This window comes from Streptococcus oralis (assembly GCF_023110435.1).
GTDB classification, from domain to species: domain Bacteria; phylum Bacillota; class Bacilli; order Lactobacillales; family Streptococcaceae; genus Streptococcus; species Streptococcus oralis_CF.
The window spans coordinates 668,432-685,267 of the sequence record NZ_JALDWB010000001.1 but is presented as its reverse complement, the minus strand read 5'-3'; the positions used below and the strand labels follow the sequence as shown (position 1 = coordinate 685,267).

Sequence of the window (16,836 nt, the reverse complement as noted above, 5' to 3'; positions counted from 1 at the left end):
AGGCTTTTTTAGCGCTAAGAAAAGGACAGTTAGGAGCTTCTATGTTATACTAGATATATGTTAGATTTGAAAGAATACGGTGTTGAGATGTGGCCAGAGGAGAAAATCATTTCTTTTCGTGAGAAGCTCCTCGAATGGTACGATGAAAACAAACGGGATTTACCATGGCGTAGAAGTAAAAATCCCTATCATATCTGGGTTTCTGAAATTATGCTCCAACAGACTAGAGTAGACACAGTTATTCCCTACTATGAACGATTCTTGAACTGGTTTCCAACTGTGGAAAGTTTGGCTAATGCGCCTGAAGAACGTTTGTTGAAAGCATGGGAGGGGTTGGGTTATTATTCTCGAGTGCGTAATATGCAGGTTGCGGCTCAGCAGATTATGGCTGACTTTGAAGGGAAATTTCCAAACACCTATGAAGGAATTTCCAGTCTGAAAGGGATTGGTCCTTATACTGCGGGAGCAATTTCCAGTATCGCTTTTAATCTACCCGAGCCAGCAGTTGATGGCAATGTCATGCGAGTTTTGTCTCGCTTGTTTGAGGTCAATCATGATATCGGAGTACCCAGCAATCGAAAGATCTTCCAAGCTATGATGGAAATCTTGATTGATCCAGAACGGCCGGGTGACTTTAACCAAGCTTTGATGGATTTGGGTTCTGACATAGAGGCGCCAGTTAATCCTAGACCAGAAGAAAGCCCTGTTAAGGAATTTAGTGCAGCCTATCAGAATGGAACCATGGATTCTTATCCGATTAAAGAACCCAAGAAAAAGCCTCTCCCAATCTATCTCAAGGCTTTGGTTGTGCGCAATGCTCAAGGTCAATATCTACTTGAGAAAAACGAAAGTGAGAAACTGCTAGCTGGTTTTTGGCATTTCCCCTTGATAGAAGTAGAGGAGTTTTCACAGGAAGAGGAACAGCTGAATCTGTTTGCTCAGGTCGCTGAAAAAAGCGTTACTTTCGGTCCAACACCCCAAGAAAGTTTTGAGCAAGATTATGATTTAGAAGTTGATTGGTCTTATCAAGTATTTGATCAAGTCAAGCATGTCTTTAGTCATCGGAAATGGCATATTCAAATCCTAGCGGGTCAGGTGACAGATTCGAAACAATTTGATGACAGAGAAATTCGCTGGGCTTCTCCTCAGGAGTTTTCTGATTATCCACTTGCGAAACCTCAACAAAAAATTTGGCAGGCTTATAAAACAGTTCTTGAAGATGAGAGCCGATATTAGCCATTTGTGCCTTCTTTACATTTTTTTGTTATAATGGATAGAGAAAAGGTGAACATATGAAAAAAATATTAGTTGTAGATGATGAGAAACCAATCTCAGATATTATTAAGTTCAATATGACCAAGGAAGGCTATGAGGTTGTAACAGCCTTTAACGGTAGAGAAGCTATCGAGCTATTTGAGGCAGAACAACCAGATATTATTATTCTAGACTTGATGCTACCTGAAATTGATGGTTTAGAAGTAGCCAAAGCCATTCGTAAGACGAGTAGTGTGCCTATCATTATGCTCTCAGCTAAGGATAGTGAATTTGACAAGGTTATTGGTTTGGAGTTAGGTGCAGATGATTATGTCACAAAGCCTTTCTCAAACCGTGAATTGCAGGCGCGTGTCAAGGCATTACTCCGTCGTACAGATCTCGCTTCAGCTGATAGTCAAGAGTCTGATGAAAAGAAATCCCAACCCCTGCAGATTGGCGATTTGGAAATCGTTCCAGATGCTTACGTGGCCAAAAAATATGGTGAGGAATTAGAGTTGACTCATCGCGAGTTTGAGCTCTTGTACCACTTGGCTTCCCATATTGGACAAGTCATTACTCGTGAACACTTACTTGAGACTGTTTGGGGCTATGATTATTTTGGTGATGTTCGTACAGTAGACGTGACCATCCGACGTTTGCGTGAAAAAATTGAAGACACTCCAAGCCGTCCAGAATACATCCTAACACGTCGTGGTGTGGGGTACTATATGAGAAATAATGATTGAAGATATTAGACAAACGATTCTGACCAGTGATTTTATCTTTATTTTGATTTTGCTGGGCTTTATCTTGGTGGTCACCTTGCTATTGCTAGAAAATCGCCGTGATAATATTCGACTAAAGCAGATTAATCAAAAGGTCAAGGATTTGATTGCAGGGGATTATTCTCGAGTATTGGATATGCAGGGAAGCTCTGAAATTACCAACATCACCAATAACCTCAATGATTTATCTGAGGTCATTCGTTTAACGCAGGAAAATCTGGAGCAAGAAACAAAAAGGCTTAACAGTATTCTTTCTTATATGACAGATGGAGTTCTTGCAACCAATCGCCGTGGTCAGATTACTATGATTAACGATATGGCTAAGAAACAGCTGGGTATCGTAAAAGAAGAAGCATTGAACAAAAGCATCCTCGAATTGCTTAAGATAGAAGATGAGTATGAGCTACGTGAGCTGATTACACAGATTCCCGAATTGATGATTGATTCCCAAAATGCTAATGGAGAATATCTTAGCCTTCGTGTGCGTTTTGCACTCATTCGTCGTGAGTCTGGATTCATCTCTGGTTTGGTTGCCGTTTTGCACGATACGACTGAACAGGAGAAGGAAGAGCGTGAACGGAGACTCTTCGTGTCCAATGTTAGCCATGAGTTGAGGACTCCTTTGACGAGTGTTAAATCTTATCTTGAAGCCTTAGACGAGGGAGCCTTGTATGATCCTGTTGCTCCTGATTTTATCAAGGTTTCGCTTGATGAAACCAACCGTATGATGCGGATGGTGACAGATCTCTTGCATCTCTCTCGTATTGATAATGCGACAACTCAGTTAGATGTGGAGTTGATTAACTTTACGGCCTTCATCACCTTTATCCTCAACCGCTTTGATAAGATGAGAAGTCAGGATGAGGAGAAAAAATATGAGCTGGTTCGAGATTACCCAATCAATTCAGTTTGGATTGAGATTGATACCGATAAAATGACCCAGGTGATTGATAATATTCTTAACAATGCTATCAAGTACTCACCAGATGGTGGGAAAATCACTGTCAGCATGAAAACCACTGAAGACCAGATGATTTTATCTATCAAAGACCAAGGTCTAGGCATTCCAAAACAAGATTTGCCGAAGATTTTCGACCGCTTCTACCGTGTGGATCGCGCAAGAAGTCGTGCACAAGGTGGAACTGGTCTAGGTCTGGCTATCGCCAAAGAAATCATCAAACAACACAATGGCTTTATTTGGGCCAAAAGTGAATACGGTAAGGGCTCAACCTTTACCATAGTGCTCCCTTATGATAAGGATGCCGTAAAAGAAGAAATATGGGAGGACGAAATAGAAGACTAGAATGAGTGAAATAGGCTTTAAATACAGTATTTTAGCATCAGGTTCCAGTGGAAATTCCTTTTATCTGGAAACCCCAAAAAAGAAAATCTTAGTGGATGCAGGGTTGTCTGGTAAGAAAATTACCAGTCTCTTGAGTGAAATCAACCGCAAACCTGAGGATTTGGATGCGATTTTGATTACGCATGAGCATTCCGACCATATCCATGGAGTCGGTGTATTGGCTCGTAAGTATGGTATGGACCTTTACGCTAATGGGAAAACTTGGCAGGCTATGGAAAATAGCAAGTACCTCGGCAAGGTGGATTCATCGCAGAAGCACATTTTTGAAATGGGAAAAACCAAAACCTTTGGCGATATCGACATTGAGAGTTTTGGGGTCAGCCACGATGCAGTCGCACCTCAGTTTTATCGCTTTATGAAAGATGACAAGAGTTTTGTCATGTTGACCGATACAGGTTATGTTAGTGACCGTATGGCAGGGATTGTCGAGAATGCTGACGGTTATCTCATTGAGTCCAACCACGACGTGGAAATCTTGCGAGCAGGTTCTTACGCTTGGCGACTCAAACAGCGAATTCTATCGGATCTCGGTCACCTTTCTAACGAAGACGGTGCTGAGGCCATGATTCGTGCAATGGGAAATCGAACCAAGAAAATCTACCTAGGGCATTTGTCCAAAGAGAACAATATCAAGGAGTTGGCTCATATGACCATGGTCAATCAGCTGGCTCAAGCTGATCTGGGAGTAGGAGTAGACTTTAAGGTTTACGACACTTCCCCAGATACAGCAACACCACTGACAGATATATAAAAAGAAGGCGCCCGCCTTCTTTTGTTTTGTATAGCTATTATTTTGTACTCCAAACACCATTTAAAATATGATATAATAAGGTTTATAGTACGAGAAAGGTTGCCTTATGACGATAGATATTAGTGAAGAACAGTTGGCTTTGGAGTCTGCTGACTTATTAAAAATTCTTTTAAAAGATCGAACGACAAAGAGAAATATTGTTTGGGCGACTCATTCTTATGAATTGTTGGGAAAGGGATTTGCTCCAAGTGACCGCATTACTCCAAGTAGGGTGACGGGAACCTATGCAAACTTGATTCAACCTCGATCAGAAAAGTCTAAGTATGAGCAAAAAGACCGAACCAAGATTAGAGCCGAAGTCTTTACGCCAACTTGGTTGGTTGAAAAGCAAAATGGCTACGTGGAAGCTGAACTTGAAGCTCTGGATCTTGAAGCTTATATTCAAGTGCGCTGGCTAGAAATCACCTGTGGTGAAGCACCTTATATGGTAACGCGTTATGATACAGTGACTGGTGAGGAAATTCCATTATCTGAGCGAGTTGGTTTTGTTGATAGAAAATTGCAGCGCATTAGTCGAGAGGTCACAGATGAAGTCAACTTTTATGACCTTGTAAAAAAAGCTTATCGAGCTTCTTATGGCTATGAGTATCAAGGAGATTCTCTGCTTTTGGCGCGTGAAAATCTTTTAGCGACCTTCGAGGACTACTATCTTGCAAAGACTGGAAATCAACCGACCTTAGAGCAAAAGAAAGAAATTGCGACTATTATATCCTACAATGTCTTTCAGATGGATGGATTGAAAAAAATCAGTCCTTACTCAGCTAGACAAGAACAATCTCAACAGCTAAGCTTGTTTTCAGATGAGCTAGAAGTCCAAGAAGTAGAAGAATCTAAAACCCAAATCAAAGACTGGAAAAAGAATAAAATGATAGGTTTTGAGTGCCTATCTAGTAAGGAAAGTGAAATGAAATTTGATGTTGTGATAGGAAATCCGCCGTATCAGGAGGAATTACAAGGAACAAGTGATAAACCAATATATCATCATTTCATGGATGAATCTTATAAAATTAGTAGAAAATCAGTATTGATAACACCTGCAAGGTTTTTATTTAAGGCAGGGAAAACACCAAAATCATGGAATGAAAAAATGCTGTTGAATGAACATTTCAAAGTCATGTATTATGTCCAAGATTCTTCGAAAGTTTTTCCTGGTACGGATATTAAAGGTGGAGTTACGATTAGTTACCACGATAATGATAGAGTTTTTGGAGCGATAAAAACATATACACCTTTTACTGAATTGAATGAAATTTTACAGTTAGTTATTAATCATAAAAATTTTAAACCAATTGCTCCAATTATTCATTTACAAAATAAATTTAATTTAGATGCTGTTTATAGCGATTATCCAGAGTTACACTCTGTTATTGGTAGTGATGGAAAAGAGAAACGCCTAACTACATCAATTTTTGAACAACTTCCATTATTTACAGACATAACACAATCAGATGATGATATTAAGGTATTAGGTCTTATCAAAAATAAACGTCAGTATAAATATATAAATAAAAAATACATTGAGAAACACGGGAATCTGAATAAATATAAAGTATTGTTGCCTAAGTCCTATCGACCCCACTCGTGGGTACCCCACTCGTGGGTTATACACAATCTTTTATTTCTTTTGGTAATTTTGATTTAGAAGTTGAAGCTGAAAACTGTCTAAAATATATTAAAACAACATTTTGTAGAACATTGTTAGGGACTCTTAAGATTACTCAGGATAATAATAAAGATACTTGGCAAAATGTCCCTCTCCAAGACTTTACGGTCAATTCGGACATTGATTGGACACAATCGGTGGCTGATATTGACCGTCAGCTCTATCAAAAATATGGTCTTTCTCCAGAGCATATAGCTTTTATTAAAATACATGTGAAGGAAATGGATTAGAAAAGTATTTTTATTTGACAAATTATGCTCAGTGATCTATAATAGACACATAGGATTAGGTCAGGAAGCATACGATGCCCTGACCCTTTTTTGTTTTATAGGAGATAAGTTTGAAGGAACATAAAACATTTAATCAGCAGTTAACAATCTTAAGAAATAGGGGTGTTGTAGTCCCAACAAATGGGAAGCCAAAGAGATTTTTAGAACAAGAAAACTATTACAATGTTATAAACGGTTATAAAGATTTATTTTTAGTAAAGGACAGCAATAATCTACCTGTTGAGCCTGAACTTTATCAAGAAGGAACTCACTTTAACGAACTAAAGGCCTTGTTTTTATTTGATAGAGAACTAAGGATATTATTATTGAAATATTTATTGATATTCGAAAATTCTATAAAGACTACAGTTGCATATGAATTCTCTAAAAAATACCCTCGTAAGAATGCTTATTTAGATATTGCAAATTTTGTAGACAATGATCCTAAAAAAGTTCTTCAACAAATCTCTATCTTAACCAAGACGATTCATGATAAGGTAGATAGAAGTGGCGCTATCAAACATTATATTGAAGAACACGGAGAAGTACCACTTTGGGTTTTAGTTAATTTTCTTACAATGGGGAACATTGCTAATTTTTACAACATTTTAACGGATATCACAAAAAATATTATCGCAAAATTTTATACAGATAAATATAGAACACAGAATAAAGACAATACATTTAGACTATCTAGTGCAGATTTAAGTGCATGTTTGAAAGTGGCTAACTTGGTTAGAAATATCTGTGCACATGATGAACGACTGTACAATGTTAATTTAAGAAATGTTCGAATATCTCAAATAGCAAATCATTTTGGGATAAGAAGATATGATAATAAACGTTTCATAGTGCTCATTCTATTTTTAAAAATTGTACTTGATAAGAAAGATTTTCAAAGATTGTATAAAGCTTTAAGAAGTCTGTTCAATCAGTATGCTGATGAATTTAAAACTGTAGTGTTTGATGATATTTTAAACACGATGGGAATAGATTTAATAGAAATGGAAAAACTAGCTTAATTTTTTTAAAAAAGGAATACTTATGCCAGTAGAAATTAAAACCTCTAAAGAGATTCATCCTAAAATCTATGCTTACACCACTCCGACAGTAACTAGTAATGAGGGATGGATTAAGATTGGTTATACGGAGCGTGATGTCACGCAACGGATTAAAGAACAAACGCATACTGCTCATATAGATACAGATGTCTTATGGACTGGGGATGCCGCCTATACGGAAGAACCTGATAAGGGAAAGACTTTTAAGGACCATGATTTCCACCATTTCCTTTCTTTCCATGATGTGGAACGTCGCCCTAAGACGGAATGGTTTTACTTTAATGGGACACCTGAGAAATCTAAAAATCTTTTTGATAAGTTTGTTCAGCATGATTTGTCAGGTTATCAGCCTGGTCAAGGACAGGACTATACTCTGCGACAAGAGCAAGAAGAAGCAGTTGTTAAGACCTTAGCTTACTTCAAAAATCATCTAGGAGGTAAGTTCCTCTGGAATGCCAAGCCACGTTTTGGTAAAACCTTATCTACCTATGACCTAGCTCGTCGAATTGATGCTGTCAATGTCCTGATTGTAACAAACCGACCTGCCATTGCCAACTCATGGTACGATGATTTTGAAAAATTTATAGCAGGTCAAACGACTTACAAGTTTGTTTCAGAAACAGACAGTCTTAAAAATAGACCAACCTTGTCACGTAAAGAATTTGTTGGTATTTTAGATGACGATGTAAGACAACTTGCTTTTATCAGTCTCCAAGACTTGAAAGGCTCTGCTTATCTTGGTGGAGAGCACAATAAACTTAAATGGGTAACTGATCTACATTGGGATTTGTTAGTTATCGATGAAGCTCACGAAGGAGTAGATACCTTCAAGACAGATCAGGCCTTTAATAAGATCCGTCGTAACTTTACCTTGCATCTATCAGGAACTCCATTTAAGGCATTGGCAAAGGGAGAATTTACCGAGGAGCAGATCTACAACTGGTCTTACGCTGATGAGCAGGCAGCCAAAACGACTTGGTCGCCTGAGCAAGAAGAGGAAAATCCATATGAGAGCTTGCCTCAGTTAAATCTCTTTACCTATCAAATGTCTCAGATGATTGGAGAAGAGCTAGAAAAAGGTGCTCAACTCGATGGAGAGAATATCGACTATGCTTTTGACTTGAGTGAGTTCTTCGCTACAGATGATAAAGGGAAATTTATCCATGAGCAAGATGTCAGAAACTGGTTAGATACTCTATCAAGCAATGAAAAGTATCCATTTTCAACCAAAGAACTTCGGAACGAACTCAAGCATACTTTTTGGCTCTTAGAACGTGTGGCTTCAGCTAAGGCTTTAAAGGCACTGCTAGAGGAACATCCCATCTATGAAAACTATGATATTGTTTTAGCTGCTGGTGACGGGCGCATGTCCGAGGAAGATGATAAGGTCAAACTCAAATCTTTAGACTTGGTTAGAAAAGCGATAGCAGAGAATGACAAAACCATTACCCTATCCGTCGGTCAATTGACCACAGGTGTGACGATCCCTGAATGGACAGGCGTATTGATGTTATCAAACTTAAAATCACCCGCCATTTATATGCAAGCTGCCTTCCGTGCTCAAAATCCATACTCATGGAGCGATAACAAAGGAAATCACTTCCGCAAAGAAAGAGCCTATGTATTTGACTTTGCACCAGAAAGAACCCTGATTCTCTTTGATGAGTTTGCGAACAACTTATCACTTGCAACTGCAGGAGGTGGAGGAACTTCCACAACTCGTGAAGAAAACATTAGAGAATTACTTAATTTCTTCCCTGTGATAGCAGAAGATCGTGCAGGTAAGATGGTTGAAATTGATGCCAAGGCAGTACTAACTATACCTCGTCAGATAAAAGCTAGAGAAGTTCTCAAACGAGGCTTTATGTCCAATCTCCTTTTTGATAACATTAGTGGAATTTTCCAAGCTAGTCAAACCGTTCTAGATATTTTAAATGAACTTCCAGTTGAAAAGGAAGGCAAGTTACAAACACCTTCTGATTTACTAGATTTTTCAGATGTTACAGTGGATGACGAGGGAAATGCAGTGGTTGACCATGAAATCGTGGTCAATCAACAAACGCGACTTTTTGGTGAAAAAGTTTATGGACTTGGACAGTCTGTTGTTGAACTAGTCACAAAAGATGAGGAACGAACTCAAAAACAGTTGGTTAATGACTTGAGTAAGACCGTTTCTTCAGTAATTGTAGAGGAATTGAAAGCTGGATATGATCTGAAAACTCGGGAAACAGACCAGATCAAGAAACAAATCGTGGCAACATTGGAGAACGAAGTTCGAAAAAATGAGATAGAACGTAAAATTTCTGAAGCTCATATCAAGGAAGAATTGCAACAACAGCTCAAGGAAGAAAATGATAAAGAGCAAAAAGATAAGATTCAAGAAGTTCTTGAAAAACGTTTAGAAGAAAATAATCTCATTCATAAAGAAAAACTAGAACAAACACTCAAAAAAGAAGTGGAAAGAATGCCCGAGAAGTTTATAGAACAGGTTGAGATAAAACGTGTGGAACAGTTGAAACAATCAGCCCAAGATGAGATTCGGGACCATCTTCGAGGATTTGCACGAACAATTCCAAGTTTCATCATGGCCTACGGTGATCAATCTCTAACACTTGATAATTTTGACACCTTTGTTCCTGAGCATGTCTTCTTTGAAGTGACTGGTATAACGATTGACCAATTTCGTTATTTGAGAGATGGTGGGCAGGATTTTGCAGGACATCTCTTTGATCGAGCAACATTTGATGAAGCCATCCAAGAATTTCTTCGCAAGAAAGAGGAGTTGGCAGATTATTTTAAAGATCAAAAAGAAGATATTTTCGACTATATTCCACCACAAAAAACCAACCAGATTTTCACTCCTAAACGGGTAGTGAAGAGAATGGTAGATGATCTTGAGAAAGAAAACCCAGGAATCTTCGATGACCCATCTAAGACATTTATTGATTTGTACATGAAGTCAGGTCTCTATATTGCAGAACTTGTTAAGCGACTATATAACAGCAATGGCTTGAAAGAAGCCTTTCCAAATCCTGAAGACCGCTTAAAACATATCCTAGAAAATCAAGTTTATGGATTCGCGCCTTCAGAGATTATCTATAACATTTCGACGAATTTTATCTTTGGAAATCTCTCTCAAGATATTAGTAGAAGGAACTTTGTTTTAGAAGATACCATCCCTGCTGCCAAAGAAGGTAGAATTCAGGAATTGGTTGATAGATATTTTGAATACAATTAAAAAAGAAGGCGAGTGCCTTCTTTTGTTGTCTTTTACAATCCAGCGAATTCTCTGATTTCTTGTGCGGACATTGAAGAGTCGCAACGGACATTAATTTGACCATCTGCAATGTGGACAAAACCTGGTACAGTTGGAATTCCATAACGTGAACGGAAATCTTGCAAGGCTTCCAATTGGCTTGGTTCTTCACTGTTGATGAAGTAGATGTGCGCTTTGGTTTCAGCTACGACACCTGCCAATGTGCCAGCAAATTTACGGCAGTAAGGGCAAGTTTTGCGACCGATGAAGAAGGTTGCTGTTTCGTTATTATCGAGTGCTTCTTGGGCACGTGCAACTGTAGTCACTTCAAGGTCTTTAATATCTTCTAAAAACTGATTCATAAGAATACCTCTCTTTTTTGATAAAACTAGTATGCCACAAAGTTTCGAAAATTGCTCGAATTTGATACGAAAAAAAGATGAGATTGTTTTATCTCACCTTTTATCTTACTTATTTTACAAAGGCATTGATTTCTGCTTCGATGTTGGCAATCTTAGTTTGTGAATCTTCGTTGCTTTCACCCACAACGGCAATGTAGAACTTGATTTTTGGTTCTGTACCTGAAGGACGAACGGCAATCCATGAACCGTCAGCAAGTGTGTATTTCAAAACATCACTTGGAGGAGTTGTCAAGTTTGTAACAGTACCGTCAGCAGCAGTAGCAGTTTGAGCCTTGAAGTCTTCTACGACAGTGATAGCTGTTGCATTCCATTCTTTTGGAGCATTGTTACGGAATTTAGCCATAATTGCTTTGATTTGTTCAGCACCATCGACACCTGAAAGGGTAACAGAGATTGTTTTTTCTGCATAGTAGCCGTACTCTTTGTAGATTTCTTCGATACCATCAGCAAGTGTCAAACCACGTGAACGATAGTAGGCAGCAAGCTCAGCAACGACAAGAACGGCTTGGATCGCGTCTTTATCACGTACGAATGGTTTGATCAAGTAACCAAAGCTTTCTTCAAATCCCATCATGTAAGTGTGATTGTGTTTTTCTTCAAATTCTTGGATTTTCTCTGCGATGAATTTGAAACCAGTCAAAACGTTGAACATGGTTGCGCCGTAGCTTTCAGCAATCTTCGTTACCAAGTCAGTTGATACGATAGACTTGCAGAGAGCAGCATTTTCAGGAAGTGTTCCAGCGTTTTTGTGGGCTTCCAAGATGTATTTAGCCATGATGGCACCGATTTGGTTACCTGAAAGGTTGAGGTAGCTACCATCTTTTTGAAGAACTTCGACACCGACACGGTCAGCGTCAGGGTCAGTTGCGACAAGAACGTCTGCACCAACTTGACGACCAAGTTCTTCTGCAAGTGCAAAGGCTGCTTGGCTTTCTGGGTTAGGAGATTTTACAGTTGAGAAGTCTGGGTCAGCAGTTGCTTGCGCTTCAACAACTTGAACTGAGTCAAATCCTGCTTGAGCAAGAGCACGACGAGCCAACATTTCACCAGTACCGTGAAGTGGTGTGTAGACAATCTTCATGTCTTTACCAAATTCTTCGATCAAGGCTGGGTTGATGTTCACATCTTTGACTTCTTTAAGGTATTCTACATCGACAGCTTCACCAATGACTTCAATCAAGCCAGAAGTTTTTTCAGCTTCCACATCAGCAACTTCAACTGCGAATGGATTTTCGATTGCACGGATGTAAGTCGTCAAAGCATCTGCATCGTGAGGAGGCATTTGTCCACCGTCTTCACCGTAAACCTTGTAACCGTTAAATGGAGCAGGGTTGTGACTGGCAGTAATCATGATACCTGCGAAACAGTTGAGGTGACGAACAGCGAATGAAAGTTCTGGAGTTGGACGGAGGCTTTCAAATACGTAAGATTTGATACCATGTTTTGCAAGAACTGCAGCAGATTCAAAGGCAAATTCTGGAGAGAAGTGGCGGCTATCGTATGCAATCGCCACACCGCGTTCTTTTTCATTTCCACCTTTTGACTCAATCAAACGAGCCAAACCTTCAGTTGCTTGACGGACAACATAGATATTGATACGATTTGTACCAGCACCGATCAATCCACGCATACCAGCAGTACCAAATTCAAGATTGGTATAGAAGGCATCTTCCTTTGTTTTTTCATCCATATTTTCCAAATCTTGACGAAGGTAGTCTGGAAGGTCAGCAAAATCGACCCATTTTTGATAATTTTCTTGGTAAGTCATAAAGTGTCTCCTTTTTTGTAAATTCTTTTAATCGCTTTCATTATATCACGATTTATCATTTTAGTAAAACGTTAGCATAACTTTCTGAAAAAGCTTGAAATGAAATGGATTCTATAGTCTTGAACCCCTTAGGGAAACATGCTATACTACCTATATGATTATTTTACAAGCCAATAAAATTGAACGTTCTTTTGCAGGCGAGCTTTTGTTTGATAATATAAACCTGCAAGTAGATGAACGAGACCGAATTGCTCTTGTTGGGAAAAATGGTGCTGGTAAGTCCACTCTTTTGAAGATTTTAGTTGGAGAAGAGGAGCCAACTAGTGGAGAAATCAATAAGAAAAAAGATGTTTCTCTGTCTTACCTAGCCCAAGATAGCCGTTTTGAGTCTGAAAATACCATCTACGATGAAATGCTCCATGTTTTTGATGATTTACGTCGAACGGAGACACAACTGCGCCAGATGGAATTGGAAATGGGTGAAAAGTCTGGTGAGGATTTGGATAAACTGATGGCAGATTATGATCGTTTGTCTGAGAATTTTCGTCAAGCAGGTGGCTTTACCTACGAAGCTGATATTCGAGCGATCTTGAATGGTTTCAAGTTTGATGAGACTATGTGGCAGATGAAAATCGCTGAGCTTTCAGGTGGTCAAAATACCCGTCTGGCTTTGGCCAAAATGCTCCTTGAAAAGCCCAATCTCTTAGTCTTGGACGAACCAACCAACCACTTGGATATTGAAACCATTGCCTGGCTAGAGAATTACTTGGTGAACTATAGCGGTGCTCTCATTATTGTCAGCCACGACCGCTATTTCTTGGACAAGGTTGCAACAATTACGCTCGATTTGACCAAACATTCTTTGGATCGCTATGTGGGGAATTACTCTCGTTTTGTTGAGCTGAAAGAACAAAAGCTAGCAACGGAAGCCAAAAACTATGAAAAGCAACAAAAGGCAATCGCGGCTCTAGAAGACTTTGTCAATCGCAATCTAGTGCGAGCTTCAACGACCAAGCGTGCTCAATCTCGACGCAAACAACTGGAAAAAATGGATCGCTTAGACAAGCCTGAAGCTGGCAAGAAATCAGCCAATATGACCTTCCAGTCTGAAAAAACGTCGGGAAATGTCGTTTTGACTGTTGAAAATGCAGCCATTGGCTATGATGGGGAAATATTGTCAGAACCTATCAACCTAGACCTTCGTAAGATGAACGCTGTTGCGATTGTCGGACCAAATGGTATTGGCAAATCAACCTTTATCAAGTCGATAGTAGACCAGATTCCTTTTATCAGGGGAGAAAAGCGATTTGGTGCCAATGTTGAGGTTGGCTACTATGATCAGACTCAAAGTAAGTTGACCGCAAGTAATACGGTACTTGATGAACTCTGGAATGATTTTAAACTGACTCCAGAAGTTGAGATCCGCAACCGCCTTGGTGCCTTCCTTTTCACAGGAGATGATGTTAAAAAATCAGTAGGAATGTTATCTGGTGGCGAGAAAGCTCGTTTGCTATTGGCTAAATTGTCTATGGAAAATAATAACTTCCTGATCCTTGACGAGCCGACCAACCACTTGGATATTGATAGCAAGGAAGTGTTAGAAAATGCCCTGATTGACTTTGACGGGACCCTGCTGTTTGTCAGTCATGATCGTTACTTTATCAACCGTGTAGCCACTCATGTTTTGGAATTGTCTGAGAATGGTTCGACCCTCTATCTTGGAGATTATGACTACTATGTTGATAAGAAAGCAGAAGTAGAAATGATTCAAACTGAGGAAGCTTCAACTAACAATCAAGCAAAAGAACCGAGCCCAGTCAATGACTACCAGGCTCAGAAAGAAAGTCAGAAAGAAGCCCGTAAGCTCATGCGACAAATCGAGAGTTTAGAGGCTGAAATCGAAGAGTTAGAAAGTCAAAGCCAAACTATTTCTGAACAAATGTTGGAGACAAACGATGCCGAAAAACTCATGGAATTGCAGGCTGAACTGGATAAAATCAGCCATCGTCAGGAAGAGGCTATGCTTGAGTGGGAAGAATTATCGGAGCAGGTGTAAGAAATGGAACATCTTGGAAAGGTATTTCGTGAATTTCGAACAAGTGGGAAGTACTCCTTGAAAGAGGCGGCAGGTGAATCATGTTCAACATCTCAATTATCTCGCTTCGAGCTTGGGGAGTCTGACCTAGCGGTCTCACGTTTCTTTGAGATTTTGGATAACATTCATGTCACAATCGAAAATTTCATGGATAAGGCAAGAAAATTTCACTATCATGAACATGTTGCCATGATGGGACAAATTGTACCCCTTTACTACTCAAATGATATTGCAGGTTTTCAACAGCTTCAAAATGAACAGCTCAAGAAAGCGAAGAGTTCGACCAATCCCCTCTATTTTGAGCTGAATTGGATTCTGCTACAAGGTCTGATTTGTCAAAGAGATGCTAGTTACACGATGAAGCAGAGTGATTTGGAAAAGGTAGCGGATTATCTTTTTCAAACAGAAGAATGGACTATGTATGAGTTGATTCTTTTCGGGAATCTCTATACTTTCTACAATGTGGACTATGTGGCTCGAATTGGAAGAGAAGTTATGGAGAGGGAAGAATTTTATCAAGAAATTGGTCGCCATAGAAAACTGGTCTTGATTTTGGCCCTCAATTGTTACCAGCATTGTTTAGAGCATGCTTCTTTTGATAATGCAAGCTATTTTGAGATTTATACAGAGAAGATTATTGGTAAAGGTATTAAGCTTTATGAGCGTAATATTTTCCATTATCTAAAAGGCTTTTCCTTGTACCAAAAAGGACAGTGTAAAGAAGGCTGTAAGCAGATGAAAGAGGCCATGCGTATTTTTGACCTACTAGGTCTTCCAGAGCAAGTAGCCTACTATCAGGAACATTATGAAAAATTTGTAAAAGATTAATTTTCCCAAATAAGGGAAAAATAAAGAGACTCTTTTCAGTTTTGATACAATAGTTTCAAAATTTGAGAGGAGTTTTTTATATGAATCGACATGCAATCCAGTTGATTAGCCGTGGAGCTGTTGACAAGATAGGGAATATGCTCTATGATTATGGAAATAGTGTCTGGTTGGCTTCCATGGGGACTATCGGACAGACAGTTTTAGGAATGTATCAGATTTCTGAACTCGTCACATCTATTCTCGTAAATCCTTTTGGCGGAGTCGTTTCAGACCGTTTTTCTCGTCGTAAGATTTTAATGGCGGCAGACCTTGTTTGTGGGATTCTTTGTCTGGCTATTTCTTTTATAAGGAATGACAGCTGGATGATTGGTGCTTTGATTGGGGCTAATATTGTGCAGGCGATTGCCTTTGCATTTTCTAGACCAGCAAATAAGGCCATTATAACTGAGGTTGTAGAGAAAGACGAGATTGTGACCTATAATGCTCGCTTAGAGCTCGTTTTGCAGGTTGTAGGTGTTAGCTCTCCTGTTCTTTCCTTCCTTGTTTTACAGTTTGCAAGTCTCCATATGACGCTACTGCTAGACTCGCTGACTTTTTTCATTGCTTTTATTCTAGTGGCTTTCCTTCCAAAAGAGGAAGCAAAAGTTCAAGAGAAAAAAGCTTTTACTGGGAGAGATATTTTTGTAGATATCAAGGATGGGTTACACTATATCTGGCATCAGCAAGAAATTTTCTTCCTTTTGCTGGTAGCTTCCAGCGTTAATTTCTTTTTTGCAGCTTTTGAATTTCTCCTCCCTTTTTCAAATCGGCTTTACGGGGTAGAAGGAGCTTATGCAACTATTTTAACTATGGGCGCTATTGGTTCCATTGTGGGAGCTCTTCTAGCTAGTAAAATAAAGGCAAATGTTTATAATCTTTTGATTCTATTGGTTTTGACCGGAGTTGGAGTTTTTATGATGGGGTTACCACTTCCAACTTTTCTTTCCTTTTCTGGAAATTTAGTTTGTGAACTGTTTATGACGATTTTTAATATTCACTTTTTTACTCAGGTGCAAACCAAGGTTGAGGGGGAATACTTGGGGAGGGTGCTAAGCACAATTTTTACATTAGCCATTCTATTTATGCCGATTGCAAAAGGCTTTATGACAGTGCTACCAAGTGTACATCTTTCTTCTTTCCTGATAATCGGAAGTGGAGTTGTCTCCTTGTCTTGTATATCTCTCATTTATGTTCGAAATCGTTTTGAAAAAGAGGTATAAAT

Annotated in this window: 13 protein-coding genes; 11 read left to right on the top strand and 2 right to left on the bottom strand. The window is 39.1% G+C overall.

What is annotated here, in order from left to right; genetic code table 11:
- Positions 1-57 precede the first annotated feature (57 nt).
- From mutY to M1F97_RS03415, 8 genes are all read left to right on the top strand, one after another.
- Positions 58-1,236, top strand: a complete 1,179-nt coding sequence (mutY, locus tag M1F97_RS03445) for an A/G-specific adenine glycosylase (RefSeq protein WP_247944202.1) — start codon at positions 58-60, stop codon at positions 1,234-1,236.
- 56 nt (positions 1,237-1,292) lie between these two features.
- Complete coding sequence (gene yycF, locus M1F97_RS03440) at positions 1,293-2,000, top strand: response regulator YycF (protein WP_125399358.1); 708 nt, start codon at positions 1,293-1,295, stop codon at positions 1,998-2,000.
- Entirely contained in the window at positions 1,993-3,342 is a 1,350-nt protein-coding gene (gene vicK, locus M1F97_RS03435) for a cell wall metabolism sensor histidine kinase VicK (protein WP_247944201.1), read from the top strand. Before yycF ends, vicK begins: the two co-directional genes overlap by 8 nt.
- 1 nt (position 3,343) lies before the next feature.
- The gene (locus M1F97_RS03430) at positions 3,344-4,153 is read left to right on the top strand and encodes an MBL fold metallo-hydrolase (RefSeq protein WP_247944200.1); all 810 of its coding nucleotides are present in this window, start codon (positions 3,344-3,346) and stop codon (positions 4,151-4,153) included.
- Between the two features lie 106 nt (positions 4,154-4,259).
- A complete protein-coding gene (locus M1F97_RS03425; RefSeq protein WP_432654191.1) occupies positions 4,260-5,855 on the top strand; it encodes an Eco57I restriction-modification methylase domain-containing protein in 1,596 nt (531 codons plus the stop codon).
- Positions 5,810-6,106 carry a hypothetical protein gene (locus tag M1F97_RS09205; protein ID WP_432654190.1) on the top strand — a complete coding sequence of 99 codons (297 nt, stop codon included), beginning with the start codon at positions 5,810-5,812 and terminating at the stop codon, positions 6,104-6,106. The genes M1F97_RS03425 and M1F97_RS09205 overlap by 46 nt, the downstream gene beginning before the upstream one ends.
- A gap of 110 nt (positions 6,107-6,216) precedes the next feature.
- Complete coding sequence (locus M1F97_RS03420; RefSeq protein ID WP_247944199.1) at positions 6,217-7,167, top strand: Abi family protein; 951 nt, start codon at positions 6,217-6,219, stop codon at positions 7,165-7,167.
- 22 nt (positions 7,168-7,189) lie between these two features.
- Entirely contained in the window at positions 7,190-10,444 is a 3,255-nt protein-coding gene (locus M1F97_RS03415) for a DEAD/DEAH box helicase family protein (protein ID WP_247944198.1), read from the top strand.
- 32 nt (positions 10,445-10,476) lie between these two features.
- Here the strand turns inward: M1F97_RS03415 and M1F97_RS03410 are convergent, their stop codons facing one another.
- On the bottom strand, positions 10,477-10,824 hold the full coding sequence (locus tag M1F97_RS03410; RefSeq protein WP_247944197.1) for a GxGYxYP domain-containing protein: 348 nt from the start codon (positions 10,822-10,824) through the stop codon (positions 10,477-10,479).
- Between the two features lie 109 nt (positions 10,825-10,933).
- Positions 10,934-12,652 carry a phospho-sugar mutase gene (locus tag M1F97_RS03405; RefSeq protein WP_247944196.1) on the bottom strand — a complete coding sequence of 573 codons (1,719 nt, stop codon included), beginning with the start codon at positions 12,650-12,652 and terminating at the stop codon, positions 10,934-10,936.
- A gap of 154 nt (positions 12,653-12,806) precedes the next feature.
- Between M1F97_RS03405 and abc-f the strand changes: the two genes are divergently transcribed.
- From abc-f to M1F97_RS03390, 3 genes are all read left to right on the top strand, one after another.
- Positions 12,807-14,708, top strand: coding sequence for a ribosomal protection-like ABC-F family protein (gene abc-f / locus M1F97_RS03400; RefSeq protein WP_247944195.1), 1,902 nt, complete (start codon positions 12,807-12,809; stop codon positions 14,706-14,708).
- Positions 14,709-14,711: 3 nt separating this feature from the next.
- On the top strand, positions 14,712-15,575 hold the full coding sequence (locus M1F97_RS03395) for a MutR family transcriptional regulator (RefSeq protein WP_247944194.1): 864 nt from the start codon (positions 14,712-14,714) through the stop codon (positions 15,573-15,575).
- An 80-nt stretch (positions 15,576-15,655) separates the two neighbouring features.
- Positions 15,656-16,834, top strand: coding sequence for an MFS transporter (locus M1F97_RS03390; RefSeq protein WP_247944193.1), 1,179 nt, complete (start codon positions 15,656-15,658; stop codon positions 16,832-16,834).
- Positions 16,835-16,836: the final 2 nt, after the last annotated feature.

What these genes read in the sequence shown, in the direction of transcription:
- mutY (WP_247944202.1), top strand. Translation starts at nt 58, where the DNA reads ATGTTAGATTTGAAAGAATACGGTGTTGAGATGTGGCCAGAGGAGAAA.
- M1F97_RS03390 (WP_247944193.1), top strand. Translation starts at nt 15,656, where the DNA reads ATGAATCGACATGCAATCCAGTTGATTAGCCGTGGAGCTGTTGACAAG.
- M1F97_RS03410 (WP_247944197.1), bottom strand. Translation starts at nt 10,824, where the DNA reads ATGAATCAGTTTTTAGAAGATATTAAAGACCTTGAAGTGACTACAGTT.
- M1F97_RS03405 (WP_247944196.1), bottom strand. Translation starts at nt 12,652, where the DNA reads ATGACTTACCAAGAAAATTATCAAAAATGGGTCGATTTTGCTGACCTT.
- M1F97_RS03425 (WP_432654191.1), top strand. Translation starts at nt 4,260, where the DNA reads ATGACGATAGATATTAGTGAAGAACAGTTGGCTTTGGAGTCTGCTGAC.
- M1F97_RS03395 (WP_247944194.1), top strand. Translation starts at nt 14,712, where the DNA reads ATGGAACATCTTGGAAAGGTATTTCGTGAATTTCGAACAAGTGGGAAG.
- M1F97_RS03415 (WP_247944198.1), top strand. Translation starts at nt 7,190, where the DNA reads ATGCCAGTAGAAATTAAAACCTCTAAAGAGATTCATCCTAAAATCTAT.
- M1F97_RS03430 (WP_247944200.1), top strand. Translation starts at nt 3,344, where the DNA reads ATGAGTGAAATAGGCTTTAAATACAGTATTTTAGCATCAGGTTCCAGT.
- yycF (WP_125399358.1), top strand. Translation starts at nt 1,293, where the DNA reads ATGAAAAAAATATTAGTTGTAGATGATGAGAAACCAATCTCAGATATT.
- abc-f (WP_247944195.1), top strand. Translation starts at nt 12,807, where the DNA reads ATGATTATTTTACAAGCCAATAAAATTGAACGTTCTTTTGCAGGCGAG.
- vicK (WP_247944201.1), top strand. Translation starts at nt 1,993, where the DNA reads ATGATTGAAGATATTAGACAAACGATTCTGACCAGTGATTTTATCTTT.